Below are 26,972 nucleotides of genomic sequence, written 5' to 3' on the forward strand. Positions count from 1 at the left end.
GTTTGGTGATTAAACAACAGTATGTTTGGATAATCAGGATAAAATCCTGGAACAAATCTTCCAATAGTGTAACAAAACCAGGTATGCTTCATCTTCATAGTATACCTTTTTAAAATGGCCTCTTTTTTTAAACAACTGTTCAGCCCCCCGATTTGGTTGCTATGGTCCTGTTTGATAGGTTCCAATGTAAGCATGGGTCAGGCTACAAGCACGAAATTGGAGGTGGATAATGCGTATACACTTTACACCGAGGGGAAGCTTAGGGAAGCCCTGCCATTGCTGCTTCAACTTTCGGACAAAAGTCCCTATAACGATGATTTTCACTATCTCGTTGGGGATGTCCAATACCGACTGGGAAACTTTGAGGCGGCCATAGAGGCCTTCCAGAGAAATGTTGCGCTGGAGGGTTCCACGAACGGACTAAGTTATACCTATCTGGCCTTGAGTAAGGCACACGTACAGCAGGGAAACAAAAAAGAGGCATTGGACTATTTGCTAAAGGCCTTTACCTTAAATATTGAACTGCAGGGCCGTATTATCAAAGATCCGCTTTTTGATTTCTTTCGAAATGACTCGAGATATGTAAAAACCATTACAGGCAGGACCTTGCCTAAACAACATACAAGAAACGAGGCTTGGGAGGCCGATCTGGATTATCTGAAATTGCTGATTGAGGATACCCATATAGCACCTTTTGCCCATGTTGACAGGAACAATTGGGAAACTGTTATTGCAAGGACTCGAAAGCTCATACCGTTACTGGAGGATTACGAAATTGTCTGCGAGTTTCAACGTATTGCCGCTATGGTCAACGACGGTCATACTGTGGTATATAACCCACGACTTCCTTCCCATGAAAAACTGGCTTTTCACCATTTACCCCTGATGCTCTATTATTTTGGCACGGAGCTCTATGTAAGGTCGGCTTCGGAAAAATATAAGGACCTGGTGGGCAAGCGCGTTCTAAAAATAGGGGATAGGGACATCAGGGATATTGAAGATGATCTGTGGCGCTACCACCACGGCAATGACAACCGGATGCAGTTTTATTGGCAAACACCCTGGTATTTGGTACTTCCCGAAATTTTGAAGTACTACGGTGCCACTAACTCATTGAGGAACGTTGAATTTACCCTCGGAGACGACCAAGGCGCTGAGGAAACCGTTGTGTTGCAGACCGACCAACTGCTGACAAAGCGCTATCAAAAAAGTACTGCGCCCCAATCTTGGGTGAATATGAGGGACAATGCCGGGAGAGATGTCCCGTATTATCTCCAAAATCCAGATAGCCTTTTTTGGCACACCCAGCTCCGGGACAACAACCTATTGTACCTGCAGATTAACAAAATCCGCAACAAAAAAGACCTTACCCTTGAAAGGTATATGGAACAGGTCATGGGTCAATTGGAAGAAAAGAATGCAAGGGCTTTGATCATTGATTTGCGATTAAACAATGGAGGGAATACCCGTTTGATGAAGCCTCTAATCAAATCGATTATTAAAAATGAACGTATAAACCAAAGAGGCAGCTTATTTGTCATTACCGGCCGCAATACCTTTTCGGCCGCCATGAACCTGTCCTCAGCACTCGAAAAGTGGACGAATGCCATATTTGTAGGGGAGCCCACAGGGTCTAGCCCCAACTTTGTTGGTGAGGAAAAAAACATTCGGTTACCCTATAGTCGACTTAACATCAGTATCTCCAATACGGCTTGGATAGGTGGGTTAAACTCGCTCGACACCCGAAAATGGATAGCGCCGGAACTGGGCGCGCCCTTGACCATCTGGGATTACCAACATAATATAGATCCCTGCCTGAGGGCGATTTTCGACTATCTTGCAGACCAGGATAGGGATTAGAAAATACCCAAACCTTTTCGCACTTGCAAATGGGTTAGCTTCCTTGACCATGATGTTTTATTGTTGATAATGCCTTAAATTAGCTAGGCTTTCAACAAACACCGGTATATTGTGAGGAGAAACCTATTCTTGGTGGGTGCAATAGTTTCCCTTTTCCTATCCGAAGGGCTTTGCCAGACAAAACAAATAGATAGTCTGGCCCTAGTGGTACGTTCGGCAACAGGTGAGGAACAATTAATTGCTACCAACCGTCTGGCGGAACTATATCTGGATAGGGATGCTTCCAAAACGCTTGAATTGATTGAAAACAACATCAATTCCCCAGTAATGGAACAGTTTCCCGAACCCCAGGCCACAGCGCATTATGTAAAGGGTCAGGCACTTATTATCAAAGGCAACTATGAAGCCGCTATTCAGGCTTTGGGCCATTCCATTACCATCGCCAAACGGTTGAACTATAGCTTGCTATTGGCAAAAAATCACATTGCCAAGGCCAGGGTCTATTCAAGAAAAGGACAGCATACCGAAGCGAAACAGGAATTCAAAGCGGGTTTGGAAATTCTGGAAGAACAGGGGGACGGGACCACCTTGGCCAATGCCTATTTGGAATTGGGAAAGCACGAGACGGTATTGGATAATTACGATGCCTCCATGAACCATTACAATCAGAGCCTCAGGATCTATGAAAAAGGGAACGACAAAAAGGGTATTTCGGATATTTATTACCGAATGGGCGTGCTCTATGACGATTTGAACAATGAGGAGAAGGCCCTGGAGTATTTTACAAAAGGCCGGGCGATCAAAGAGACCATCCAGGATATACGGGGACTATCAAATTCCAATTTATCCCTAGGGGTACTGCACGAGGAGAAAGGTAACTTTGAAACCGCATTGGCGTACTATCGCCAAAGTTTGGAAGGATATGAAAGTATAGGGGACAAATCCAGCATTGCCAGAATCTACAACAATATGGGTGTGGCCTATGTAGATTGGGCCAAGTACGACAGTGCCTTGATCTACCACAAAAAGTCCCTGAACATAAATTTAGACCTTAAGTCGCCCATAGGCATCATCAGGTCCTATTCCAATTTGGGGGAGACCTATCAATTTCAACAAAAATACGATGAAGCCATAAGCCATTACCTAAAGGCCAAATCCTATTGCGAACCCACCCCACAGCAATGGTCCTTGGAGTTCATCTTTGATAAATTGGGAGAAATATATCTGAGCACCAATACCTTGGACAGTGCATCAAACTATTTGGATAAGGCCTTGGAGATACGGCTTGCAAAGGACAAGTACTTTGGTCTACGCAGTACGTACAAAAATTTATCGAGCCTTGAGGAAAAACAGGGCAACTACAAAAAATCCCTTGCGTATTTTAAACGTTTTAAGATTGTTCAGGACAGTTTTCTCCAGACGCGAAAAAATAGGGAACTGGCCGAAGTCCAGGCGAAATATGATACCGAGAAACAGGAAAAGGAAATTGTAAACCTGCAACAGGAAAATGAGAATAGAACCCTTTGGCGAAATATCTTTGCGGTGGGTATACTTGTTGTCCTGGCCTTTGCCTTGCTTCTTTTTCAATTTTTAATGTACCGCAACAAAAAGAACAAGGAACTACTGATTGCAGAAGAGACCCAACGCTTGGAGCTGGAGAAATTGGATCGGTTAAAATCGCGCTTCTTTAACAACATTTCCCATGAGTTCAGAACACCGCTTACCTTAATTTTAGGGCCGCTCAACAGTATTCGAAAGCATGTGGACAGTTCATTGCAACCTACGGTAGACATTATAGAGCGCAATGGCAATCGGCTGCTAAAACTTATCAATCAACTGTTGGATCTCTCTAAGATCGAATCCGGGAAGATAACGGTGAAAACCGCGCTGATAGACGTAGTGCCGCTGTTAAAAGGTTGGGTAACGTCCTTCAATTCCTTTGCGGAAACCAAGCAAATAAAGCTGCATTTTACTTCAGAAAAAGCATCCCACTTTTTGTACGTAGATCAGGAAAAAATAGAGAAGGTTATCCTTAACCTCCTGTCCAATGCCTTTAAGTATACCTCTCCCGGGGGACAAATTTCCGTGGAAGTTCGTGAAAAAAACAAAGAAAAAAGCGAATATCTGGCCATTTCGGTCTCGGATACGGGCACCGGGATTCCCGAACAGGAACTGGAACACATTTTTGACAGATTTTACCAAGCCTCCAACGCGGATGCAGAGGACGTTACAGGTACTGGAATTGGATTGGCCTTGATAAAGGAACTGGTGGAGTTGCACAAAGGTTCTGTGAAGGTTAAAAGCGAGGTGGGAAAGGGCAGTACGTTCCAGGTATTGTTGCCATTGGGAAAAGCACATTTAAAGGAGGAGGAGATTGTTAGTATAAGCCAGGTCAAGGAAACCGTCACTAGCATAGAGGTAGCGGAAACCATTTCAGAACCCGCGATGGTGAGCAAGGTGGACCAGGAACTTCCCGTGGTTTTGATGATCGAGGACAATCAGGACCTAAGAAGTTATATTCGGGATATATTGAGCGAATCGTACATGGTACTGGAAGCTGTAAATGGCGAAGAAGGGGTGGCCATGGCCATTGAACATACCCCGGATATTGTCTTGAGCGATTTGATGATGCCCAAAATGGATGGACTTCAAGTATGTAAACTATTAAAGGAAGATATGCGCACCAGCCACATTCCTGTTATTTTACTTACCGCCAAATCGTCCAAAGAGGATAGGATAGAGGGATTAAAAAGTCTCGCAGACGATTATCTCACTAAGCCTTTTGATACCGAAGAGCTCCTTATTCGGCTAAAAAACCTGATTAAACTTCGCGAAAAGATACAGACCCATTTTGGTACCGGGGATATCTTGATGCCCAAGAAGATTCGGATGAACTCCATGGACACCGTTTTTATGGAGAAGGTAACCGAACAATTGGAAGCGGAAATCTCCAATTCCTTATTTGGAGTAGTGGAACTCGCCTATTCCGTAGGCCTTAGTCGATCGCAGTTGTTCCGAAAAATTAAGGCGATCACCAATTTTACCCCCAACGAGTTCATCCGATCTTTTAGACTTCACCGGGCTATGGATATGCTAAAGCAACAAGGTGCCACGGTTACCGAAGTAGCCTATGAGACCGGATTTCAAAACCCTTCGTATTTCTCAAAATGCTTTCAGGAGCAATTTGGCATGGCACCAAGTACGGTTTCCAAATGATATCAGTACCCGGATCTACGCCTCCGTTTTTGTAAAAAATCGCCCCATCACATTTTAACACCTTGCAACATCTCTTATAAAGGGTGCAACATTTCTTTCCTATTTTCCTATGAATTGAAAATCAATGATTTATACGCAACATCTTTTAAAGTGTATACCACATTACGGGTTGTGGCATGGAGGGTGGTCGGCCTAGGTTTGCGGTATAAATTTTTTAAAAACAAATGTTATGCCAACACCATTGGAAATTTTATTGGACCCCGTATCATTAGCCGTATTAGCGATCTATATGATACTTATGATTTGGGAAGCTCTGTTTCCCGCAAGACAGTTACCTAAAATCAAATTTTGGAAAGTTCGAGGATTAACGGCCTTTGCGTTTTTCTTTTATTTATCATCCTACCTACCTCTTTTTACCGATCCGTATTTAGAACCTTATAGGCTTTTTGACCTAACGGGTCTGGGTGCTTTAGGAGGAGGTCTGCTAGGTGTGCTGTTGTATGAATTTGGCGTTTACGTCTGGCATAGGGCCTTGCATACGTCCAATTTTCTTTGGCGCACTTTTCATCAGATGCACCACAGCGCGGAGCGCTTGGATACCTACGGGGCCTTCTATTTTAGTCCTATGGACATGATCGGATGGACCGTCCTTGGCAGTGTGTGTTTTGCCCTTTTGGTAGGGCTATCGCCACAGGCCATTACCGTAACCCTCTTGGTCACCAACTTTTTGGGGATGTTCCAGCACGCAAACATTAAAACGCCACGCTGGCTGGGCTATATCGTTCAAAGGCCGGAAAGCCATACCGTACATCATGCCAAAGGCATCCACAAACACAATTATTCCGACCTGCCGGTATTCGACATCTTGTTCGGAACCTTCCAAAACCCAAAGGACTATGAACACCCAACGGGGTTTTATTATGGGGCATCGGCCAAGGTTTTGCAGATGTTGTCCTTTAAAGACCTGAATAGGGAAAGGGAAGAAAAAAAACGGAAACACCTTGAAAAAAATAGGGTTTCAAAGGTACTTGGGCTTCTCGTATTGGTCTGTTTCGCTCTGGGATGTAGCAAAGATGATGGTATAGAGGTGGTCCCGGATTCTGTACAGGAAAACCCGGAACCGGAGTCCCAACCGGAGACCCCTACCTCATCTATTGACGAGGTAACCCCCTTACGGGGACCTAAAGGAACCCTGGTCACTATCACAGGAGCCAATTTTGGTACCGACCTTGAAAACGTGAAGGTTACTTTTAACCGCAAAGCGGCCTCAATACTGAAGTTGGAAGATACGCTGATCGAGGTTGAAGTTCCAGCAGGGGCCCTAAGTGGCAATATTCAGGTGAATACGGCCAATTCTGCGCTGCTGGCTGCGGTATTCACATATGAATTCACTACGGAAGTATCCACCCTGGCGGGCGAGGACAAGGGTTTAGCGGACGGAACCCTTACCGAGGCCAAATTTGCCAGCCCGATGGATGTGGTGATGGACTCCCAGGGCAATATGTATATAGCGGATTCGGAAAATCATAGGATCAGGCGGGTCACTCCTCAGGGCGTCGTTAGCACTTTCGCTGGGGGAACACAGGGATATAACGATGGCCCGGCGTTAACGGCCCAGTTTGATCATCCTATGGGCCTTGCCATAGACCTACAGGGCAATTTATATGTGGCCGACAACTGGAATCATAAGATTCGAAAAATAACACCGGATGGATCGGTGGGCACCATAGCTGGAATAGGGCCGGGCCTTGAGGACGGACTTACGGATAAGGCCTTGTTCAAGTTTCCCAGGGACATTGTCGTAGACGCACAGGGAACCATATATGTAGCCGATACCGGGAATCACCGTATCCGAAAGATTGTAGATACACCCGGCGATTTTCTGGTATCTACCCTAGCAGGCAGCTCAAAAGGCCATGCCGACGGTGTGGGGACCGCTGCCAAGTTCTTTAGACCCACAGGGATTGTCATGTTCGATTCCGGCCGGTTGCTGGTGGCGGATACGGAAAACCACAGGATACGGATATTGACATTGGACGGCGCCACCGGAACCTTGACGGGCAGTGATCCGGGCTTTGCGGACGGAACGCAGGAAGAGGCAAAATTTTTGTTCCCAAGTTATCTGGTCTCAGATGGAGCGGGCAGCTTTTATATCTCGGATACCTTTAATCACAAGGTCCGAAAACTAGCGCCAGACGGGACAGTGAGCACGGTGGCGGGCAATACATTTGGCCTAGTGGACGGAAAAGCGGAAAACGCCAAGTTCCATACCCCCCTGGGGCTTACCGTAGATGCCGAGGGTGCCATCTATGTTATTGACAATGGCAACCATAGAATCCGAAAGATAGAGGATAATTGATAAACAACAATGCAATGTGTATACCAATATCATTTAAGAATGACACGAAAAACGGCGAAAAAAACAAGACGTTCAACCTATGCCAAGCTTGTAAAAAAAAGAGAAAGCTATCTGGTGCATGGCCTGTTTCTGGGCATGATCCTTATCGCAGATACCCTGACCTATGTGCATTTGGAACTGCTCCTTGATGGGTATGGAACGTACAGGCGTGAACCCAAAGGTTCAGGTTTGTCCGAAGAAATGCTACTGGCAGAAAGGCTTATTTTATACGGATGGTATTTTTGGCACCTAGTAAATGCTGCGATCTTGGTGTACCTGGTGTTCAGAATCCGTAAAGAAAGAAGCTTACGCTTAAAAAAAGTTTCAAAACAGGACGTTTGATAGGAAAGAAAAGGGCTATAATCCTATTAGGTAGTTCCTTAGGGCATGTTCAGCTGATGTTGAATGTGCCCTAGCTTTTGATTCCATTATCCAATTGAACGTGAAAGGAGATGTGGTGAAATTACGATTCAGGAAAGCTGGGATTACCGAAAAAACAATAAACTACACTAGTTACTGATAGGATGGTCAGCAATACAAGCTGTTGCCCCTGCTGCATTTATTCGCCAGGTGTTGGATTATCACTCTTTTTATTTTCACCGCCCGATGGACGGATTGTTCTTTTATAACCGGCTAAAAGCGCCAAGGCTATGGCTAGCAATACCAAACCTATTTTGGTGGCATCACTCGGCTCATAATTGTTCAGCTCGGCCCTAGGGCGAAGGGAACGCACAAAGATAAAGAAGAGCACCAATACGCCCACCACTCTCCACCATACGATGGTATAACCGGTATAGACGGGTTTGGGTGGCGGGGCCAAAGTCCCTGCATCTTCCTTTCGATCTATAGTGGCCAAGTGTGTTTCCAGTTCTTGGGGAACGCTTGCACCTGCACCGGTCAGGATGTCTATGATCTCTAAACACCTTTTCCTTTTTTCGGCAAAATCTTGCCCAATCATGCTTTTCCCTTGATATTCTTCCAGTGTCCTGTAGGCAATTTGAAGCGCCGTTTCCCCCTTTTGGTTCTTTTGTTCCAACGAAGCTTGGTTTTCTATCAAAAAGGCTACCATGGCGGCCCTTTCCAACCGTACGGCCCACATAAGGGCTGTCCAGCCTGATGCTTCGTCCGACTGGTCTACATGGGCGCCCGCGTTGAGGAGCGCTTGTACAACCTCCTTGTTGTTTTTAACTGCTGCCCTCATCAGTGGGAAGTATTCATTGGTTTCCTTGGGATCCACCCCTTCCCTGAGAAGGTAATGCACCAAGGAAGAATTATCCTCTCGGATGGCCGTGTTCAGCGCCTTTAGCCCCAAAGGTCCTTTCCAATCCTTGACCTGTTCCTTGGCCTCTTGTAACTGTTTCGGATTGCCCGCCATAATCAGATAGGATAGGAAGGAAGTGCCATCTTCAAAAATATGCTCGTAGGTACCGTCCATTTCAAGCCATTCCTCGATGAGGTCCGACAATGCCTTTTGATCATTGACGGCATGGTCCAATCTTTTTTGAAATTTAGATTGCAGTTTCGTGTCCATGGACAGTTGATAATGATTTTCTAAGATAAGTAATGTTTTTTTAGTGGATTCGAATACAGCAAGGGACTACCCACACATGCCCTGAGCGTAACCAAAAAACTATTTTTTCCTTCGGTGATCAGTTAGCAAAAGCTAGTTTACTGTTGGCAGAACTCAGAATTCATAATTAATTCTTACCACCAACCATCAGCCATCAACCATATACCCATAACTCACCACAGGGAACTGCCCACTGTAAACTGTTTCAGGTTTCTCGTTTACTGCTTATTGATAATTGTTCACCACCACTGCCTACTGTTCACTGTCAAAGTACTGCATCGCACAGAGGATATTGCCTTCGGTATCCCTGAATTTGATCAACCAGCCAACCTTTGGAATTTCGGTCTTGGGCAGTAATATCTGGCCCCCGTTATCCTGAACTAGTTTAGCTACCGCATCCACATCTTTCACGCTAAAACTGCATTCAAAACCGATTACTTTTTCCTCAGTAAGCTGGTACTTACGGTCCTGTAGGGCACCTATAAGCTGCTTATTGCCCTCGGCGCCTGTGTTTATCTGTGAAAAGTCCGAAGGACCATAGGCGTTAAAGCTCCAGTTGAACACCTTCCCATAAAATGACCTGGCCCGTTCCATATCCTCGGTGAAAATTGCAAAATGACGCAGTTGATTGTCCATGTTTACTTGCCTCTTTGTTTTTTTGTTGAACTGTGGCCCACAAGAAACCTCCAGATGCCTTCTTCTTTTTGTAGTAATACCGTCATGGCTCCGTTGATTTGAAAATTGAAGCCCGATTGCATTTCCATGGCTTGCTCATACTCTGCAAAGAGCATGGCCGAGGTTCCATTGAGTATATCGACCCTTGTTTTCAGAACTTTTAGATCTGTGGTTTTCAAGGATTGTATCAATCCGTCCAGGGAAGCCACCAGGGTTTCCTTGTCCGCATATTGGATCTGTCCGTCTTCCGTCCAGTAAAACTGTGGGTCATTGGAGTAGAACGTTTTTAGCTCGTCCGTGGAAAGTGCGTTCATAGCGGTGACAAATTCCCCGAAACGCGTCGCTATTTCCTCCTTCACTTCGGCTTCATTGAAGGAAGTTCTTGGGCTCGATGTACATGCTCCCAGAACAAAAACGAGTAGGGAGGCTTTTAGTAATACCTTTTGCATATTAGATTTCAATGGTTTTTTTTATTTGATTTGGATCCCACGAAGTGGTGATCTCTGTTCGCAGCAGGTGAAGATTTCCCCGTCCGCAGGCGACAATTTTCAACTCCTTTTCAAAGGCCTTTATTTTACCGGGTGCTACTCCTAGCAATTCTTTGTACGATCGGTTCATATGGGAACTGTCCCAGAATCCGGTGTCCAAGGCTGTCTGGCCAATAGGTCTACCCTTTAGTACCAGGTTAAGCGAGTCCACTACCTTCATCCAAAGGACGAAATTCTGGATCGGTTGCCCTATTTGCTCTTTAAATAGGTGCCGCAACCTACTTTCTGATAAACAAATGTGGTCCGCAATGGCCTTGACCTTAAATTGCTTGTCCGGAGCATTGCCAATGTAGGCTATGGCACGCTTTATCCGATCATCCAAGGCTTTGGGTGGCGGCGAATCCAATAGGGTCTGTAATATAAATTGGCAACCCTTCAACAGGGTTTCACAGTCACTTTTGACCAGAAGTTCCTTAAAAAATTTGGTGCTCAGGCACGATAGTTTCGGGTGGTGCAATCCTGCGATTCCGGAACGGGATAAATAGCGATTTCCCAGTTCCTTGGCATAGTGACTATCCCTATCCAGATAGATGAACAGTTGTATGCTTCCACAGCTATCCAATTGGTGTAGGTGACCATCCCTGATAATGGCGGCAGGATACGCGGTCCAGTCAGACGTGGCGTCCTTTAGTTTAAAACACCGGTCGATATCAAAGACCAACTGCAGCGTATTGTGCAGGTGCGGATCGGTCCGAAAAGAAGTGCCCCAAAAAAGGGAGAACCCGTTCCAAACATAAAGCGCGGAGGTGTCTCCTTCATTTCCTTTGTGCATATGGCGGTCCTATAGGTTTGGACAAGTTACAAGAATACTTGATAGCGGAATTGTAAAATCTGGCTGAATTACACATTTCCAAGAACCCGAAGGGAAGTGATAAGCCGATTTATGGCCCGAAGACCTGTGGAAGCATAAAAACCATAAAACTTTTAAGGTTTTTCTATAACCGGATTTCAACAATAAACCGTAAGTTTAGTACAATTCCCCCTCAACAGATCGATTGTCCCTCTTTAGCTGACATTTCCGTCAATATAAAGTAGGTCGCTTTTATACCTGTTTTAACCAGTGTGTTATAAAACAGGGTTCTCCGTTATGCTGCAATACTAGTAAACAAACGATATTATGAGCGTAAAGATTCTAATCAATAACAATGACGATCCCAAGGCGGATTATATTACGTGGTGTCCAACGCCTTGTAAAATTACCTCCGATGAACCCAATGCCGTGGAGGTGGTGCTGAACAACAAAAATCCGAATCAAGGTGGTCAGGTCGTGTTTTTCCAAAACCAAATGACCCAACCGGCTGGGTCGCTGCAGTTTATCGTACCGCCCAATGGAAGCGTTGATTTTCATATTGCCGGTAAATTTGACGATCAAACGGGAGTAGGTTTTCCCAGTGTGGAAGACAAGGATACCATTATCGGCATTACAGAGGCAGGTACCGGAAATCTGCTCGGCGAAAAAGCCTTGATGGTCAGGGTGCGTAAAAATGCCAATACCTTGACCATAGGCGAACGGGATAGGTTTTTGGATGCGATTGTCGACTTAAATCAGGCCGGGGCCTATGTTGAACTTCAAAACATGCACCTTAGCAGCAACAGCCGGGAAATTCATGGACGGAGTTGTTTTTTACCCTGGCACCGTTCATTTTTGCTAGATTTGGAGCGAAAACTACAAGAGATAGAGCCGTCCGTTACCCTGCCGTATTGGAAGTTTGATGAACCCGCTCCCAACGTGTTTAGACGCGACTTTATGGGAGTGCCGGGAGATGCAGCAGGTACGGTCGATTTTTCGGGAGCCAACCCCATGGTAAACTGGCGGGTAGAGATTTTGGGCGTTGGGAGCAACCGGCGTATTATGCGGTCCTATTCCGGAGGAATCAATCCCGCCCTTAGTCGCGCCGCACATGTTCAGAACGATGAAGGCCAGACCTTGAACCTGGGTGATATTTTTTCTGTTTTTTCAAGGCGCGCCACTTTTTTGGACCCTGGGGGAATAGAAGGTGACCCCCACGGTAGTGCGCACGTAAGTTTTGGGGGTGAAATTAGCAGTATAGGTACAGCTCCGGCCGACCCATTATTTTTTATGTTACATTGCAATGTAGATCGTCTGTGGGCCAAATGGCAATGGGTCAACGAGCTGTTTGAACCCATAAACCCGGACGCCTACCCAAATCAAGGCGCCGGGGATCCTACGAACAATTCGGAAATCGGGATAGGAAATTTTACCGGCGATACCATGTGGCCATGGAACGGTGTTTCGGGGAACCCGCGACCAAATCATGCTCCGGGCGGCGGATTGCCCACATCACCGCTGACCAATGTTCCTGGGCCACAACCAAAAGTGGAACATATGATCGATTACCAGGGACAGCATTCAAGGGACAACAACCTTCATTTTTCCTATGAGGATGTTCCCTATACATTTGATAATACCATCGTATAAACCAATAGAGCAACAAAGACATGGCAGCGTATAAAAAAACACTAAAAGAGAATCTCGAGAAAGCAAAACAGGCTACCCAAAAGGCCATTGCTATCTTCTTTGATCCCGGAAAAAGTAAAGCCGACCGGCTTGGCGCCTTTGGGATATGCGGTACTTTTAATGCAGCAGCGGATATAAAAAGGGCATTGACCGTCTTTAGGGACCCAAACGAAGATCCTGCGATACGGGCATCGGCCCTTCAGGGATTGATCAATTATGCCACGGGAAACGAAGAATTTATAGATGAACTTATCGGTTTACTCAATACGGAGACGGCCGCCACGGAGCTAAAGGAAGCAACCTTATCGGTCTTGCATGCCAATACCTTTAGTTCCTCCCTCCTGACGACCAAAAGGCCGGATTACATGAACGCGCTGAAAAATCTAGTGGAATCCGATGCAGCCAAGAAGTTGCAGTTAAGGGCCACGGAATATTTGGCCATTGAAAAGGACGAGTATATTCAACGAAAATTACTCAGCGGATTGGAGAACCCCGAGGAGTCCTTTGTAAAACCCGAAATCGCCATCCAATTGCTTTCCTATGACCTGCATGCCGACCATTATCCGACTTTGCGCAAAATAGCGGAAGCATCCCCCAATAAAAAGGCCAGAAAGGAGGCGCTTCGCAACTTGGCGGCCGATCAGGAATCGGCCTCCTTGCTGGAGAAGATTCTAAACGACAAGGACGAAGATGAAGAAATACGGCACGTCTCCGCAGTGGGACTGCAATCCATGGAACCCGATGTACTGCAGAACAGCTTAAAGGGAATTTTAACGGACAATACGGAAAACCCCATACTTCAGGCCGCTTTGTTGAATACATTGAACTATTCGGATAACACCGAACTTATAGATGAAGATGAGGATTTCCAGGAAAAACTGGAGCACATTACACAGGAGACCCGTTCCAGGAATCTAAAAAAGACGTACAAGTCCTATGTCGCTAAAAAATCCAAAAAATAAGCTTTCACCTTCTTTGGATGGTGCACTGCACGAACAGGCTATTGCGGCATTGATCGATGACGTAAAAGCAGGACGTCAAAAGCGGGATCTTGTGGTGAACCTACTCTCCAGGAACCATGAGGTATACAAGGGTAGGGGAACCAATCAGGTGAACCGAATCAGGGGATATGCCCTGGCGGCTTTTGAGGATGTGGGCCTTCCGGAGGAAGCGCTGGTGTATGTTTGTGAGGAACTGGACAATGGCCATTCTCCCTATGTAATTGCCGCCTCGGCCAAGGCTATACGCGGTTTGGCGCAACCTGCCTCCGGTGTGGGCCTGTTTTTGACAAAGGCCCTGCGAAACGTGGGACACAAAGACGAGGCGTTGTCTTTTTCTTCCTATTATCCAGAGTGGCCCTTAAAGGATTTTACCACGGCCACCCAGGAAATTCTAAAATCCCTGGCGTGGTTGGGTGCCTATGCCAAGGAGGCCATCCCATTTTTGCAGCGCTATATCAAGGGCGAGATTATCTCCATTAACTTTGGCATCCAAAAGCAGGCCCGTGAAACTTTGACCACCATAGAGGCCGATACCAAGGCGTTGCCCAAAAGCTGCTGCGACTTTCCAAAGCGTCCGTCCAAGCATGTAGACAATAAGGATTTGGCCTGCGTAAAGGAGCTTATGCTCCAGGACCAGGACGGGAATAGTATTCCGTTCGGCGATTATTTTAATGGATCGTTCTCGGTCCTGGCCTTTTTCTATACCCGCTGCGACAATCCCAATAAATGCTCCATGACCGTAACGCGACTGGGGCAGCTACAACGCATGTTGGCAGATACAGGTTTAAGCTCGATCAAGATTGCCGCCATCACCTACGACCCGGTTTTTGACACCCCTAAACGAATCAAGGAATACAGTGCCAATAGGGGACTGGTCCATAATGCAGGGTGCAAAGTGTTTAGAACGCTGCGCGAGGAAGATCAGGAACTGTTGCAACGCCATCTGACCCTCCAGGTCAACTACATGGGATCCATTGTGAACCAGCACAGCATTGAGCTGTTCATTCTAAATAAAAAGGGCATCAAGATACGGGAGTATTCAAAAATGGAATTCGACAATACGGTTATTCTGAAAGATCTGAAGCGTAAAAGCCGAAGTTTGATCGGACCAACTGGTCTTGCCATTTCGGGCAATAATACACTTTTTCCCCTGCTCTTTCTTTTTTTTCCCAAGTGTCCGCTCTGTTGGGCCACCTACATCAGTGCCCTGGGACTTACCGGTATTTCTTGGTTGCAGTACAGTCCAAACATGATATGGGCACTTTTTCTGTTTGCCGGGATCAATCTGATATTTATGTATACCCATACAAGAAAATCAGGGAGTTATGTACCGCTTATACTGGCGTGCGCCGGATATGTTGGACTCTTTTTAGCGTTTTGGTTGGATACCCTTCCAATTTTCAAATTTGGTTTCGCCGGCCTGGTCCTATTGTCCTCCCTTTTGACCGTCCGGGCCATGGGTAGCTCCTTTCCATCACTCCGCTGGGGACAAATTATCGGAACAGCGGAAAAATATAAATAATACCGGCGGTATGTGATTTAGGCATAACCAATCCCTGAATATGGCATTGCTCCACTTACTTACTTTCCAGCATCATAAGTTGTTTGCTGTTTCCAGAATTGTTGTACATCACAAATTTTCCGTCTACATAGTTCCCCCGGTAGGGTATATATTTAGGTTTCCCCTTATTGTCCTGAATTTTTTCTCGCGTCAGGTTTCCTTCCTTGTCATACACAAAATCGTACAAAGCGGTCGACTCGAGCCAACCCTTGGATACTTTTAACCGGCCATCTTGTTTTGTGGCTAAATCTTTACCAGAATTTAACAGTACATGTAATTTGTCATCTTGTATAAATGCACTGTATGAGGGTCTGTTTGATCTTTTAAAGATGCTTCTTCCCCATATTAAGTTCCCGTTGGGGCTAAATTTTGTGATTAGGATGTCATTGTAATGATAGACTATATGGTAAGTACCTACTGTGTTGAATCCATTTTGAACATAGGTCTGGGTAATAAAAAACTCTTCGGCCACTAAAAAGGTATTCCCCTCTTCATCCATCAGAACATGATCTAAATCAAAGCTGGTAAGTTCCCTATTTTTTTTGTCTTTTGCACTATTCTGGCCGTATATGTCCTCGTAGACTTGTATGGGCAACTTGGATTTCTTTTTATCTAAAACGGTAAGGTCTTTCGAGCTTACTTTGAATTGGCTTACTCCCTTAATACCGTAGGCATTTTTTTCTGAGTAGTATCCTATTAGGTTTAGAATGTTCCCGTTGATCTGCATACTCAGGTTTTGAATGTATTCGTTTTCATGCAACTCGATTTGCTGGGTATTTACAGCATCTTCTTCCGTAATCTTACTTAAAACAAAGGAATAATTGGCCTTATCTTCTTTTTTTTCCCGTTTTCCCTTAAAGTACGCCTTACCGATACTATAAGCGTTACCTTGATTATCTACCTTCATATCGGACGACCTGAAGAACTTTTCAGGGTTGGAATAATAGTTTTTTGAATATTTTAATTTTAATGTTTTCGCATCAAAAACATGAATAAGGTAGGAATTCGAGGTTTTCTTAATGTTGTCGGTCGCGACGGCAATAAAATTTTTATCCGGGGAAATTGCAAAATTTGTTTGCCTCTTATTCTGTCCAGAAAACAACGAACCGTTTTTTGCTACCGATGTTTTAAATAATTCTACTTTTTCATGTGTATGGGTGTCAATATGGTATATGTGACAATTTACTATACGTTCTATTTTTGATGGGCTATGTACGGTGAAGATCATCACTTTATTGTCGTAAAAAAGTTCCCCTTCAAAAACCTCTTTCCTCTCCAATGTGGTATTTAATATCTTTTTTCCCTGAACCTTATCATCAAAAGTTTCGAAAACCAAATTGGCTTTAGAACTTCTTGCAATAATGGTGTGGTTATCTTCACTTGTATTCACACTAAGCACCGTTGCAGCACTAAATTGATCTTTATATTTTTGACTTTCCTTAACATTGAAATAGGAGCTTTGGGCATTTGCATTCAGAACGAATAAAAAAAGAACGAGCATTCCGGTTAGTTTCATTTACTTGGTTTTAGTTTGCTCAGTAAATATAGTAGAAACCACTCAATCACCTAAAAAATAAAATAATATTCCAAACGTTCGGATTTATGGTAGACAGGTCCTTCCCACCTGGTGGCAGTGAAGGAAGGGCATATATCTTTTGTACCACTGTTACGCTTTAAGAAACTCCCCTTTGTCTTGTGCAACGTTCATGCCCCATTCCGCGATGGAGGTCAGAACGGGGGCCAAACTTTCACCAAAGGGAGTAAGGGCGTATTCTACTTTTAGCGGTGGTTTTTTGGCGTATACCTTTCGGGAAATCAATCCATCTTTTTCCAACTGTTTTAGTTGTAGACTTAGGGTACGCTCCGTAATGGTCGATATCAGTTTTCGCAGTTCGTTATATCTTTTTTTACCATCGATTAAATAGACCAAGATCACGCTCTTCCATTTCCCGCCAATGAGTTCCATGGCGATACTTGTGGTGCAGGAAAATAGTTTGTCGTTATACCTGATGAGTCTTTTCTTGTATTTTACGTCCATGGCGTTATTTTTTATCGAACAAAAATAACACACTATAACAATGTATACAACTATACTTTTCATAGTAAAATTTTTAATATGTAAACATTTGTATATCAATAATATAGTATATTTATTTTCTTTTTTATTCATACTATCAAATTTGACCGTTATTGCATGGTGATGAAAATCGGCTTACTTTCGTCACTATACTTTTGATAGTACATTACCAACGATAAAACAAAGACGATGATGAAAGCAATCCTATTGGAAAAAACAGGTCCCATTGATAATCTGACCCACAAGGAAATTGAAAGGCCGGTAGCCAAGGACCATGAGGTACTGGTGCAGGTAAAGGCCATTGGGATCAATCCCGTGGATTACAAGGTACGGGCCAATGAAACCGTGCTCACTAGGATATATGGGGCGCTGGGTCCGGTTATTCTGGGTTGGGATATAGCAGGAACGGTGGTGGCAAAAGGAGACATGGTTGCCCAATTTGAGCTTGGTGACCAGGTTTTTGGCATGGTCAACTTTCCAGGAAGTGGAAATGCTTATGCCGAATTTGTGACGGCTCCAGAGGACCATCTGGCAAAAATACCGGCCAACACCTCCTTTGCGGAAGCAGCAGCAACCACCTTGGCGGCGTTGACCGCCCTACAGGTGTTGCAACACAGGGTAAAAAAAGGCAATCGGGTCCTTATACATGCAGGTTCGGGGGGTGTGGGGCATTTTGCCGTACAGATCGCCAAATGGCTGGGTGCCTATGTAGTGGCTACCAGTTCTGCCAAAAACAGGGACTTTGTCCTGGCCATGGGTGCCGATGAGCATATTGACTATCGGGCGCAGGCCTTTGAAGAGGTGCTGACCGACATCGATTTTGTGTTCGACATGTTCAATGGGGACATGCTATACAATTCCCTTACTGTGACGAAAGAAGGCGGATCCGTTGTCACGATATCTACACTCCAATTTTCTGAGGAAATACTGGCTTTGGCAAAAGCACGTAAGGTAAAGGTTTCCCATTTTATGGTACGGTCAAACGGCAAGGACATGAACACGCTTAAAACACTATTGGAAAGCGGGCACTTAAAGCCCCATATTTCGGCAAGCTTTGCTTTCGATGACATGGCCAAGGCCCATGAACAATTGGAAAGTGGCCGGACTGTGGGAAAAGTAGTGGTAACGGTATAATAATCTAAAACAGCAGTAAGATGAAAAACGAGCAATTGACCATAGTGGCCCAAATTTGGGCCAAAGAAGAAAAACGGGATCTGGTAAAGGCAGAACTGATAAAACTTATAGCACCTACTAGGGCAGAGGAGGGGTGCATCAACTACGATTTGCACCAGGACAACGAAAATCCCAACCTCTTTTTGTTCTTTGAAAACTGGGAGAGCCGCGAACTGTGGCAACAACATATGAACAATGCACACCTAGCGGAGTATATGAAAGCCACTGACGGGGCCGTGGCCGAGTTTACACTGAACGAGATGACCCCAATCGGCTAAATCCTGATATACTTTTATCAAGACAGCCATAGCCCAAGTGCCTCGGACAAACCCTATGGGTTATTTTCGCATACGCAGGTTTACCCAGAGGGAACACAGCAGGGCAAGAACGGCCAACCCTAGGGTAAGGGCGTTTACCAATCCGGTCTCCGGCAACCAGCCCGTTATTTTTTCTACCAGGAAGGCAATATAGCTATGGGGCATACCCTGTTCGCCCAATTGCCGGAGGACTTCATAATGCCAATCCGTTAGGAAACAATAGCCCCAGCCTTTCCACAGTCCCAGCAATCCCCAGGAACCAAAGGTTGCCAGCAGGGTGATCAGGTTCAGCTTCCGTGTTTTGGGGTACAGCCATCCGAACAGATTAAAAAGGATCAGTACCGTATGGAATACGTAAAAAAAGGCATTCGCCAAATGGAGGAGCACCTCGTTCATATCGCTCTTGCTTGTTTGGGTAAAAGATAGCCAAATTAGTGGTGTGATTTGACCTCAACTGGAGTGTCTGCTTTTGGACACTAGGGAGGAAAAACGAAAACCTTAGTTTTAATAAGGTTTTACTGTACCTCATTTCCGATCAAATACGGTACCTTTTACTTCACTAAACGCCGGACTTCCTGCCTTTTTATCGCTTCCCCCAAAGGCATATTGAAGTACCAGCAATACGGTTTGTTTTAATGTCTCAATAAAATTCTTGCGATGTACAATATTTTATCACTCGATGGGGGAGGAAGTTGGGCCATCCTGCAGATGCAGACGCTCAGGGATCGGTATGGCAATGTTGCCGGGCACGAAATACTTAAAAAATACGATCTGGTCATCGCCAACTCCGGTGGTAGTATCGTCTTGGCGGCTTTGGCCGAAAATTGGACCTTGGACGAGGCGCTTTCCCTCTTTAAGGATAAAGACAACCGGGAACGTATTTTCAGTAAGAACAGTTTTAGGGATCGCTTTTTTCCGGTAGACTATCTGCGCTTGTTCGGATTGGGTATTGGCCCCAAGTACAGTTCTACCAGGAAAAAGAACGCGTTTGAAGGCTTGTTTCGGGAAGTACATAAAAGGCAGATGTCCGAGCTGCCCGCTTTTATTGGCAGGGAATCCCTAAAAATCGTGGTTTGCACCTATGACGCGCTCAACAATCGGGCAAAATTCTTTAAATCCTACAGCTCCGATCCCAGTGATTTTGACTCCGTAAAACTGACCCAGGCCATTCACGGTTCATCGAACGCACCGGTACAGTATTTTGATTTTCCGGCACGGTTCAAGGCCAGGGAGAACGAGGTCTTTTACGAATTATGGGACGGGGCCCTGGGCGGTTTCAACAATCCGGTCCTGGCCGGAATCATTGAGGCGTACAAAACGGGGGTACCCCTGGGAGACATTAGGATCGTTTCGGTAGGTACGGGGAACAAGCTTATGTCGATCGAGGACAAAAAAACCTTTTGGAGGTGGAAGCAGATCGCCATAAAGAACCGAAGGAAAAAATGGAACCTTAACAAACTGATGCCACAGGCCAAGTTTTTCAAGGAAACCGTTCTAAATCAGGCCAAGACCATCTTGTACCAGCCACCGGACACGGCAAATTACATTGCCATGATGTTTTTAAGCGCTACGACCACTAAGTCCGTAGATGACAATTTCATTAGGTTGTCGCCCCTGATCCATAGCGACTCCAATACGCCTCCAGAGGTGATTCCACTTTTGTACAAGTTGTATGCCCTTGATATGGATCTGGCCAAAGATGAGGAGATCCATGCCCTTTTGGAGTGCTTTGAAAAATGGAAGGAGGGGAAAATCGCCAACCAGCCCATAGAGTTCAAAATCAAACGGAACAACGATGTAGTGTTCATCAAAGGGGACAAGACCTACCGGACGGCCATGGACAAATGGAAGGGTTGGGGGGTCTAGGTTGCCGCCTTGCTTTTCCTTTGTCTATTGGATATGGACCTTGGGATACCATCACGCCAAGAAAGCTCGTAAAAAATACAGGGTTTTAGGTCCCACATAGTATCTTTGCCATCCATTTTGTTATCGACAAAGCACCATGACCTATCAGGATTTAGGATATACCACAGCGCTAGAGCAGCACAGAAATGCACAAAATTTGGACGCCTTTGAAGTGGGCCGTGTGGTACTTGAACATAGGGAGCGGTATGTGGTAAAAACCCCTGAAAACGAGTTTGATGCCGAACTTATTGGCAATTTGCGCTTTACCGCGGCTAGCAGAGCCGACTTCCCAGCTGTGGGGGATTGGGTGGCCTTTTCCGAATATGACGAGGGCAAGGCCCTTATTCATGCCGTATATCCTCGGACTTCGCTTATAGAAAGACAGGCCGTGGGCAAGACCGGACAACTGCAGATCATTGCCACCAATATTGATTATGGCCTGATCGTGCAGGCCGTAGATCGCGACTTTAACCTGAACCGATTGGAAAGGTACCTGACCATTTGCAATGCCTCCAAGGTGGATCCGATTATTGTACTGAGCAAGACCGACCTGATAAACACGTCCGAATTGGAATCTATCAAAACCAAAATCAATGCTCGGGTCAAGGGGATACCGATACTAGCGGTAAGCAACCAACAATCTGGATATGATGCTTTGGAACATGCTATTGTTCCCGGAAAAACCTATTGTCTACTGGGTTCTTCGGGTGTTGGAAAATCTACCTTGCTCAACGCGCTTTCCGGCGGAGAGCGGATGAAAACAAGCGAAATAAGCGCCAGCGTAAACAAGGGAAAACATACCACCAGCCATAGGGAGCTGATCGTCCTGGACCAGGGAGGTGTTTTGATCGATAATCCGGGCATGCGCGAAGTGGGCATTACCGATGCGCCAAGCGGTCTGGAAATAACCTTTGACGGTATTCTCCAATACGCCCAAAACTGTAAATTCAAGAATTGCACCCACAGCAATGAGGCAGGTTGTGCCGTTTTGGAGGCAGTTGAAAGTGGGGAGATAGATGCCGATTCCTATACCAATTTTCTAAAAATGGAAAGGGAAAAGTCTTTTTTTGAATCGGACGTACAGGAGCGCAAAAAGAAGGACAAGGCATTGGGAAAACTGATCAAGCAGGCCGTAAAGAAAAGAAGGGACAATAAGTATTAAAGTGGGGACGGCGTACCAATACGCTTTTTAAATCGTCATTTATTGTAACTGCGAGCGCTTCTGGGATATAAAGGCTTCGATAAGGGCGAATTCCTCTTCGGAGACCCCATCATTGTTTTTTGCACGCCTGCCCAAGCCTTCCAAGTTTTCCTCCGAAAGCTGATCGTGCCATTGTTCCCTCCCATCAAGGTCAAAAATAGCAATGGCCTTGGGTTTATGTGATGCCAGGGTACTTTGATGACAGCGGCCGCAGGGTTGGATCAATGCCAGACGGGTACCTTCAGAGGCTTGCGAAAATGTGGGGGTTGCTTCGGTAAGGGGTTCCACGTTTTCTATGGGCGGCTCAATGGATTGTTCCACGGCAGGTTTGTTATGCCGTTCATTACAGGTAAACGCCAAGGTTACCAAAGCAGCGAGGCTCCACACAAACAGTATTTTTTGGACCTGAAACATAACCCCTTCTTCCCCTATAAGGTACGATTTTATTTCCTAAGGGTATGGAAATAAATGCAATGAAAAAGAAAAGCTGTTCTCGATATAGGGTTGCCCAAAAACCGTTATTTCGGGTAAAACCACTAATTAGGCCGCTTCCTGCGACATCCGTTCCCTGAACTCCTAAGGGCACCACCAAAGGGCATATTCCACTGGAAAACATCGGAAAAGAAATAAAGACCAATTTTTCTCCAAACGCTTGTTGGGCGCTCCAGGTTTAGTTGTTTATCCCTAACCTCCGCAGAAAAACAGTCGTGCTTTCCCTTAAAATAACGTCCGCGTTGGATCGCGACGCTACAAATTTGGTTATCTTGGAGCACCTACCCGATAATAGGGAGCGCCAGTTAACTTTTGAAATCATCGATCATAAAAACAATCCGCAAAATGACAACACCTCTAAACGAACACATCGTGAAACGTATCATCTTACTCGTACTCATAATCGCCTTTCAGACCAATCTGCAAGCGCAAAAGGACACCCTTGCCGTAAAGACCATAGAGGGCATTACCGATAAAATGCTGGAGCTGATATCCGGCGATGTTGGGGAAGCCAGGGACTGGGAAGAATACCGCAGCCTGTTTCTGCCCACAGCCCAAAAAATGTTCAAACAAACCAATAAACAGGGCAAGAGTAGGGTACTGGCCATGAATCTGGAACAATTTATACGCAATGTGGGACCCTTGTACAAGCGCGATGGCTTTGAGGAATACGCCATAGGCCTAACGGTAAACGAATTCAACGGCATGGCCAATGTGTTCCAGAGTTATTACAGCAAAAACCTAAAGGGCACCTATGAGAAACGGGGCATCAATAGCTATCAGCTCGTGCACTCCAACGGCCGCTGGTGGATTGCCAGCACCATGTTCACCCATGAAGCGGAAGACACGCCCTTGCCGGACAAGTACCTGTCTAAAAAGTCAGGCCAGGAATAAACGAGCATTGATCGATCTATCATCCTTCGGAGCCACTTAGAAGTAGTTAAAGAACAGCTCTACGGCATTTCCCAGGATAAAACTGCCCAAAGCCGCGAAAAAGGAGATACGCCCCAGTTGAAAGGCGTTGGAAAAGGCCAACCACAGCGCCACCAGCGCACAAATCACAAAGAGTACCATGGCATAGAACGGGACTTGGCTGGTGAACAATCCGATCAGGTTAAAAAAGGGGTCCAGCAAGGCCGTAAAAGCGAACAGGGCCAGGACAAAATTGGTTTTGGGGTGTCCGCGGAACAGGTATATTCCGGCAATCAAAAGCTCAACGCTGATGGCCATGGGTCCAAATTGGTTGTAATACGCTTTTTTGAAATAGCCGTCCAAGGTATCCGGGAACGCAATCTTGGAAAACAGGATGGCGCCCAGCACAATGGCGATCAGGACAAACAGGGTGGCAATAATCTTTCGGGTTTTCATTGGTTATAGGAATGTGTTTCTGAAAAGTAATTATTTTAATCCCTTTCACAAAATGGAATTGAGTATTCCAAAGTTCAGGTACAAGCGCAAGTTCAAGGTTTGGGATGTTGCGCTGCATTCTGAATGACAGTACGCATTGATTTGTCATTCCGAGCCTGCGAGGAATCTCCACTATCATTACCCACTGCCTACTGCACATTTCCGGCTATCAACCATCAACTAAGAACTCCTCCGAAGCCTTGGCGAAGGCGTGCCAACCATCCACTCCTCCGAAGCGTTTACGCGAAGGAGGGAATTGTTTGCAACTAATTCTGAGTTAAACTAGAACAGGTATTTTTTCTTTAGTTTTTTCAGCTTTAGTTTAACGTTACAGTTGTTATTTTCTAAGTCCGAATAGTAGGTATCCAAAAAATGGGGCATATTATCCCAACTGGAAAAACGTGGATAGTCTTTGTTTGCGTCAAAAGATTTGGAGACTTTTAATCGCCCTACAACCTCAAATTTAGTTTGGGATTTTTTGTGTAGCGATGCATGATACCAAAAAATCTGTGCTACAGGTTTAAATGCCTTGGTTATCTGTTGTTCCATAGAAAAATGCACATTAGCATTTTCAAAGTCTGTTGCGGAAGGTTTGTTTTTCGATTTAATATCAGTAAGTACTATCAAATTCAGTCCGAACTCCGTATTTTTTTCACTTTCCAGGACAAAGGCCCCACAGTAGTCCTTATCGGATAGTTGAAAAATCAAACAGTCTCCTTTTTCATATATCGCATCTCGATACCTTTTCTTTACGCGTTTTCTGACGCTCTTTTTCTCTGTTTGAATTTTAGCAAGAAACGCTGCCAATACTTTTTCTCGCTTGGTCAAATCACTTTGACCGGCATCCAGTTCCTTCCATAGGGCAATGTCTTTACCCGATTCTACGATGTTTTTTACACGGTCAAGTATTTTGGGATCCAAGGCTTTGCACTCCCATTGCGCTTTTGCAATGGTAATCCAAAAATTATTCTGCTCTTCGTATGAATTGACCAAATCCTTGTTGTCCGCAATTAACCGTTCCGTTATTTCGGTAACTTCAAGTCCTTGATTGTAAAATTCAAAAAAAGCATAGTTAATGTCTACGTAAACATCATTTGAAGAAATTCCGGTTCCCCAAGTTCCCATAGGTGTTTCTAAATGTTGGTTTAACGATAGATGCTGATTATTGTTTATGCATCCATTATACGGTATGTGCAAATTAAAGCATTTTACCTAATAAATGTTTTTTATACAATCCCACTTGAGTTAACGCTTTTTTCCTTGACCTGTTCACACACCCGCTCTTAATCGCCAAACTGTCAACTAACAACTCCTCCGAAGCGTTTACGCGAAGGAGGAAAAATATCCCCTTAAATGGGTATTTCCTGGATGAAGATCTACGCTTATTTTACAGGCTTGAACTAAAACAACCAAACCAATGGCGGACAAGGTGTTCAGTTATTCGGCAGGGTACTTGGGACAATCCAAAATAGGGTGTGGTATTTTCTTCTCAAAGCTGTTGATCATCTAGGAATAAACAAGAGCATCGGGGGAGCGCTCAGCTTTTTTCCACTTTGCGGAGAGGTCCACGCCCTTTCTTAGCCAATATATGGATTACGTTGCTATACCCTTGCCGTAGACCCTCTACCGAACAAACGCAAATCTATGAAAGGATTGCAAAAACCCTTTCTCTCTGGGGCCAAGGCCTGCCGGTTTACCAGTAGGTAGGTCAAATACCTTTTTCTATACCATTTCATTGCGACTTGGAAACATACCGACTATGTAGTATTTCCCAACTGTTTTTCTGTTTATCAAGTACAAATCGTATATCGGGCTGGTATCCGTCTGTTCCACCACAACCAATGGTAAATTCCGCCTTTTTAAACCTTAGTCCTTTATAAAAATGCACTTTTCTGGTAGTTGTTATGTGTACTGTACCAAAATTTATGTCGACGGTGTCCGGGGCCGCAACTCTATGTACAACTCGAAGCACGCCAATGGTCTTTTTCTTTTTGAGTGATAGATCGATCAGTTCTTTGGTCGAAAGAAATATATATCCATCGGATACATTTTTGTCCTTTATTCGCCTCCCATATTCATTTAATTCCACATAAGTCCATCCACTTGAAAGCAATATATCCACTCTGCTGTTCAGCTTCCACATAAATACTATCCATTGTTGTCGGTTTGATCGAGTCGTTTTGTGCTTTGGCTATCGAACTAGTTAAACTTAGAAACAGGAATGTTGTAAGAAACCTCATTGGGTGGATTTTGGTTTCCTAAAATTAAACCGATTCACAAACCCAGGAAAGGCATAATGAGTCAAGCGTGCTTTTGGATGAGCAAAGTAGGTTTTTAAACAATATGGAAGAACTGTACACCATCATTGACTATATTTTCCGATATTAGGAAATAATTATAACCAATTGTTGGTACGCATTAAAAGACCAAAATGTTTAAAAATCTATTTTCAAAAAAGGAACCCAAGAAGTATGGACCGGTTGAACCGATCTATCCCGATGAATTATTTGAAGTCAGTGAAATTTCGGATGAAAATGGCTTCTTCGGATTTTCTAATATCAATAAGGCATACGACAATTATCCGAACAAAAAATACTTCCCTTGGTGGGTTCAGGTAACTCTTGAACTTCAAGAAGTTGACGATAGAAAAATGCCACTTCAAGCAGAATCAATTCTTTTGGATGAACTGGAAGACTCCATTGAAAAGTTTATTTTAAAGAAGCACAAGACCCATTTCATAGGTCGAGTAACACAAAATGGATTTAGAGATTTAATATTTTATATTGACCTGCCTCGGTTTAATCAGGAAGAGACCAGCACCTTTTTTGATGCGATTCAGGAAAAACGCAGGGTTAACTTCAACATGGAAAAAGACCTCACTTGGGATAATGTATCTGGTCTGATACAGTGAACGTGTACTATCACCGGCTTGCTCGCTATGCTATATAAAAACGATTACATGTATGTAGAAGGGATATATGATTATTGATCATATACATATGTTACTACAACTTGAAAGAGCCAATGAAACATAGTATTCTCTTGATCCTGGTTTCTATTTTACTGAGTTGTAACTCGAAAAAGGACAACGC

General features: G+C 44.7%; 23 protein-coding genes. 13 read left to right on the forward strand and 10 right to left on the reverse strand.

The features are described 5' to 3' along the window. The first annotated feature begins 114 nt into the window (after nt 1-114). From ACRD67_RS07985 to ACRD67_RS08000, 4 genes are all read left to right on the forward strand, one after another. Complete coding sequence (locus ACRD67_RS07985; RefSeq protein WP_430966590.1) at nt 115-1,860, forward strand: S41 family peptidase; 1,746 nt, start codon at nt 115-117, stop codon at nt 1,858-1,860. A 111-nt stretch (nt 1,861-1,971) separates the two neighbouring features. After that, complete coding sequence (locus ACRD67_RS07990; RefSeq protein ID WP_430966592.1) at nt 1,972-5,076, forward strand: tetratricopeptide repeat protein; 3,105 nt, start codon at nt 1,972-1,974, stop codon at nt 5,074-5,076. A 229-nt stretch (nt 5,077-5,305) separates the two neighbouring features. Next, a complete protein-coding gene (locus tag ACRD67_RS07995) occupies nt 5,306-7,435 on the forward strand; it encodes a sterol desaturase family protein (RefSeq protein ID WP_430966594.1) in 2,130 nt (709 codons plus the stop codon). A 39-nt stretch (nt 7,436-7,474) separates the two neighbouring features. Continuing rightward, nucleotides 7,475-7,816: a hypothetical protein gene (locus tag ACRD67_RS08000; protein WP_430966595.1), complete on the forward strand. Its 342-nt coding sequence runs from the start codon at nt 7,475-7,477 to the stop codon at nt 7,814-7,816. 217 nt (nt 7,817-8,033) lie between these two features. On the opposite strand, the gene ACRD67_RS08005 is transcribed toward ACRD67_RS08000, so the two are convergent. The 4 genes from ACRD67_RS08005 to ACRD67_RS08020 all read right to left on the reverse strand — a co-directional run bounded on the left by ACRD67_RS08005 (nt 8,034) and on the right by ACRD67_RS08020 (nt 11,039). Continuing rightward, nucleotides 8,034-9,005, reverse strand: a complete 972-nt coding sequence (locus ACRD67_RS08005; protein ID WP_430966597.1) for an ankyrin repeat domain-containing protein — start codon at nt 9,003-9,005, stop codon at nt 8,034-8,036. Between the two features lie 291 nt (nt 9,006-9,296). Continuing rightward, on the reverse strand, nt 9,297-9,680 hold the full coding sequence (locus ACRD67_RS08010) for a VOC family protein (RefSeq protein ID WP_430966599.1): 384 nt from the start codon (nt 9,678-9,680) through the stop codon (nt 9,297-9,299). Between the two features lie 2 nt (nt 9,681-9,682). Then, complete coding sequence (locus ACRD67_RS08015; RefSeq protein WP_430966600.1) at nt 9,683-10,168, reverse strand: nuclear transport factor 2 family protein; 486 nt, start codon at nt 10,166-10,168, stop codon at nt 9,683-9,685. Between the two features lies 1 nt (nt 10,169). Next, on the reverse strand, nt 10,170-11,039 hold the full coding sequence (locus ACRD67_RS08020) for a helix-turn-helix domain-containing protein (RefSeq protein WP_430966602.1): 870 nt from the start codon (nt 11,037-11,039) through the stop codon (nt 10,170-10,172). A gap of 345 nt (nt 11,040-11,384) precedes the next feature. On the opposite strand from ACRD67_RS08020, the gene ACRD67_RS08025 reads away from it, so the two are divergent. The 3 genes from ACRD67_RS08025 to ACRD67_RS08035 are packed head-to-tail and all read left to right on the forward strand — an operon-like array spanning nt 11,385 to nt 15,269. Next, nucleotides 11,385-12,707 carry a tyrosinase family protein gene (locus ACRD67_RS08025; RefSeq protein ID WP_430966603.1) on the forward strand — a complete coding sequence of 441 codons (1,323 nt, stop codon included), beginning with the start codon at nt 11,385-11,387 and terminating at the stop codon, nt 12,705-12,707. 20 nt (nt 12,708-12,727) lie between these two features. Continuing rightward, entirely contained in the window at nt 12,728-13,708 is a 981-nt protein-coding gene (locus ACRD67_RS08030; RefSeq protein WP_430966604.1) for a HEAT repeat domain-containing protein, read from the forward strand. Then, nucleotides 13,683-15,269, forward strand: coding sequence for an SCO family protein (locus tag ACRD67_RS08035; RefSeq protein WP_430966606.1), 1,587 nt, complete (start codon nt 13,683-13,685; stop codon nt 15,267-15,269). The genes ACRD67_RS08030 and ACRD67_RS08035 overlap by 26 nt, the downstream gene beginning before the upstream one ends. A gap of 55 nt (nt 15,270-15,324) precedes the next feature. Here ACRD67_RS08035 and ACRD67_RS08040 read toward each other — a convergent pair whose 3' ends face one another. Next, entirely contained in the window at nt 15,325-16,824 is a 1,500-nt protein-coding gene (locus ACRD67_RS08040) for a hypothetical protein (protein ID WP_430966608.1), read from the reverse strand. Between the two features lie 150 nt (nt 16,825-16,974). Next, the gene (locus tag ACRD67_RS08045; RefSeq protein WP_430966610.1) at nt 16,975-17,346 is read right to left on the reverse strand and encodes a winged helix-turn-helix transcriptional regulator; all 372 of its coding nucleotides are present in this window, start codon (nt 17,344-17,346) and stop codon (nt 16,975-16,977) included. 231 nt (nt 17,347-17,577) lie between these two features. Between ACRD67_RS08045 and ACRD67_RS08050 the strand changes: the two genes are divergently transcribed. Together ACRD67_RS08050 and ACRD67_RS08055 are read left to right on the forward strand one after the other, a co-directional pair. Next, entirely contained in the window at nt 17,578-18,519 is a 942-nt protein-coding gene (locus ACRD67_RS08050; RefSeq protein WP_430967155.1) for an NADP-dependent oxidoreductase, read from the forward strand. 20 nt (nt 18,520-18,539) lie between these two features. Continuing rightward, nucleotides 18,540-18,836: a putative quinol monooxygenase gene (locus tag ACRD67_RS08055; RefSeq protein ID WP_430966612.1), complete on the forward strand. Its 297-nt coding sequence runs from the start codon at nt 18,540-18,542 to the stop codon at nt 18,834-18,836. A gap of 60 nt (nt 18,837-18,896) precedes the next feature. On the opposite strand, the gene ACRD67_RS08060 is transcribed toward ACRD67_RS08055, so the two are convergent. After that, the gene (locus ACRD67_RS08060; RefSeq protein WP_430966614.1) at nt 18,897-19,271 is read right to left on the reverse strand and encodes a DUF2784 domain-containing protein; all 375 of its coding nucleotides are present in this window, start codon (nt 19,269-19,271) and stop codon (nt 18,897-18,899) included. A gap of 261 nt (nt 19,272-19,532) precedes the next feature. On the opposite strand from ACRD67_RS08060, the gene ACRD67_RS08065 reads away from it, so the two are divergent. Further along, complete coding sequence (locus tag ACRD67_RS08065) at nt 19,533-20,741, forward strand: patatin-like phospholipase family protein (RefSeq protein WP_430966616.1); 1,209 nt, start codon at nt 19,533-19,535, stop codon at nt 20,739-20,741. A 136-nt stretch (nt 20,742-20,877) separates the two neighbouring features. Continuing rightward, nucleotides 20,878-21,942: a ribosome small subunit-dependent GTPase A gene (gene rsgA, locus ACRD67_RS08070; protein WP_430966617.1), complete on the forward strand. Its 1,065-nt coding sequence runs from the start codon at nt 20,878-20,880 to the stop codon at nt 21,940-21,942. A 39-nt stretch (nt 21,943-21,981) separates the two neighbouring features. On the opposite strand, the gene ACRD67_RS08075 is transcribed toward rsgA, so the two are convergent. Beyond that, a complete protein-coding gene (locus tag ACRD67_RS08075) occupies nt 21,982-22,368 on the reverse strand; it encodes a hypothetical protein (protein WP_430966618.1) in 387 nt (128 codons plus the stop codon). A 450-nt stretch (nt 22,369-22,818) separates the two neighbouring features. Between ACRD67_RS08075 and ACRD67_RS08080 the strand changes: the two genes are divergently transcribed. Next, a complete protein-coding gene (locus ACRD67_RS08080) occupies nt 22,819-23,367 on the forward strand; it encodes a hypothetical protein (protein ID WP_430966619.1) in 549 nt (182 codons plus the stop codon). Between the two features lie 36 nt (nt 23,368-23,403). Here the strand turns inward: ACRD67_RS08080 and ACRD67_RS08085 are convergent, their stop codons facing one another. Both ACRD67_RS08085 and ACRD67_RS08090 read right to left on the reverse strand, forming a co-directional pair. Next, nucleotides 23,404-23,841 (reverse strand): hypothetical protein, encoded by a 438-nt coding sequence (locus tag ACRD67_RS08085; RefSeq protein WP_430966620.1) that lies wholly within the window; start codon nt 23,839-23,841, stop codon nt 23,404-23,406. Between the two features lie 321 nt (nt 23,842-24,162). Beyond that, on the reverse strand, nt 24,163-25,005 hold the full coding sequence (locus ACRD67_RS08090) for a hypothetical protein (protein ID WP_430966621.1): 843 nt from the start codon (nt 25,003-25,005) through the stop codon (nt 24,163-24,165). A 1,306-nt stretch (nt 25,006-26,311) separates the two neighbouring features. Here ACRD67_RS08090 and ACRD67_RS08095 point away from each other — a divergent pair. Then, nucleotides 26,312-26,791: a DUF695 domain-containing protein gene (locus ACRD67_RS08095; RefSeq protein WP_430966622.1), complete on the forward strand. Its 480-nt coding sequence runs from the start codon at nt 26,312-26,314 to the stop codon at nt 26,789-26,791. The last annotated feature ends 181 nt before the right edge of the window (nt 26,792-26,972 follow it).

Source organism: Eudoraea algarum (genome assembly GCF_050589645.1).
Lineage (GTDB): Bacteria > Bacteroidota > Bacteroidia > Flavobacteriales > Flavobacteriaceae > JBNGOQ01.

What these genes read in the sequence shown, in the direction of transcription:
- ACRD67_RS07985 (WP_430966590.1), top strand. Translation starts at nt 115, where the DNA reads ATGGCCTCTTTTTTTAAACAACTGTTCAGCCCCCCGATTTGGTTGCTA.
- ACRD67_RS07995 (WP_430966594.1), top strand. Translation starts at nt 5,306, where the DNA reads ATGCCAACACCATTGGAAATTTTATTGGACCCCGTATCATTAGCCGTA.
- ACRD67_RS08000 (WP_430966595.1), top strand. Translation starts at nt 7,475, where the DNA reads ATGACACGAAAAACGGCGAAAAAAACAAGACGTTCAACCTATGCCAAG.
- ACRD67_RS08005 (WP_430966597.1), bottom strand. Translation starts at nt 9,005, where the DNA reads ATGGACACGAAACTGCAATCTAAATTTCAAAAAAGATTGGACCATGCC.
- ACRD67_RS08010 (WP_430966599.1), bottom strand. Translation starts at nt 9,680, where the DNA reads ATGGACAATCAACTGCGTCATTTTGCAATTTTCACCGAGGATATGGAA.
- ACRD67_RS08015 (WP_430966600.1), bottom strand. Translation starts at nt 10,168, where the DNA reads ATGCAAAAGGTATTACTAAAAGCCTCCCTACTCGTTTTTGTTCTGGGA.
- ACRD67_RS08020 (WP_430966602.1), bottom strand. Translation starts at nt 11,039, where the DNA reads ATGCACAAAGGAAATGAAGGAGACACCTCCGCGCTTTATGTTTGGAAC.
- ACRD67_RS08025 (WP_430966603.1), top strand. Translation starts at nt 11,385, where the DNA reads ATGAGCGTAAAGATTCTAATCAATAACAATGACGATCCCAAGGCGGAT.
- ACRD67_RS08030 (WP_430966604.1), top strand. Translation starts at nt 12,728, where the DNA reads ATGGCAGCGTATAAAAAAACACTAAAAGAGAATCTCGAGAAAGCAAAA.
- ACRD67_RS08035 (WP_430966606.1), top strand. Translation starts at nt 13,683, where the DNA reads ATGTCGCTAAAAAATCCAAAAAATAAGCTTTCACCTTCTTTGGATGGT.
- ACRD67_RS08040 (WP_430966608.1), bottom strand. Translation starts at nt 16,824, where the DNA reads ATGAAACTAACCGGAATGCTCGTTCTTTTTTTATTCGTTCTGAATGCA.
- ACRD67_RS08045 (WP_430966610.1), bottom strand. Translation starts at nt 17,346, where the DNA reads ATGGACGTAAAATACAAGAAAAGACTCATCAGGTATAACGACAAACTA.
- ACRD67_RS08050 (WP_430967155.1), top strand. Translation starts at nt 17,578, where the DNA reads ATGAAAGCAATCCTATTGGAAAAAACAGGTCCCATTGATAATCTGACC.
- ACRD67_RS08055 (WP_430966612.1), top strand. Translation starts at nt 18,540, where the DNA reads ATGAAAAACGAGCAATTGACCATAGTGGCCCAAATTTGGGCCAAAGAA.
- ACRD67_RS08060 (WP_430966614.1), bottom strand. Translation starts at nt 19,271, where the DNA reads ATGAACGAGGTGCTCCTCCATTTGGCGAATGCCTTTTTTTACGTATTC.
- ACRD67_RS08065 (WP_430966616.1), top strand. Translation starts at nt 19,533, where the DNA reads ATGTACAATATTTTATCACTCGATGGGGGAGGAAGTTGGGCCATCCTG.
- rsgA (WP_430966617.1), top strand. Translation starts at nt 20,878, where the DNA reads ATGACCTATCAGGATTTAGGATATACCACAGCGCTAGAGCAGCACAGA.
- ACRD67_RS08080 (WP_430966619.1), top strand. Translation starts at nt 22,819, where the DNA reads ATGACAACACCTCTAAACGAACACATCGTGAAACGTATCATCTTACTC.
- ACRD67_RS08085 (WP_430966620.1), bottom strand. Translation starts at nt 23,841, where the DNA reads ATGAAAACCCGAAAGATTATTGCCACCCTGTTTGTCCTGATCGCCATT.
- ACRD67_RS08090 (WP_430966621.1), bottom strand. Translation starts at nt 25,005, where the DNA reads ATGGGAACTTGGGGAACCGGAATTTCTTCAAATGATGTTTACGTAGAC.
- ACRD67_RS08095 (WP_430966622.1), top strand. Translation starts at nt 26,312, where the DNA reads ATGTTTAAAAATCTATTTTCAAAAAAGGAACCCAAGAAGTATGGACCG.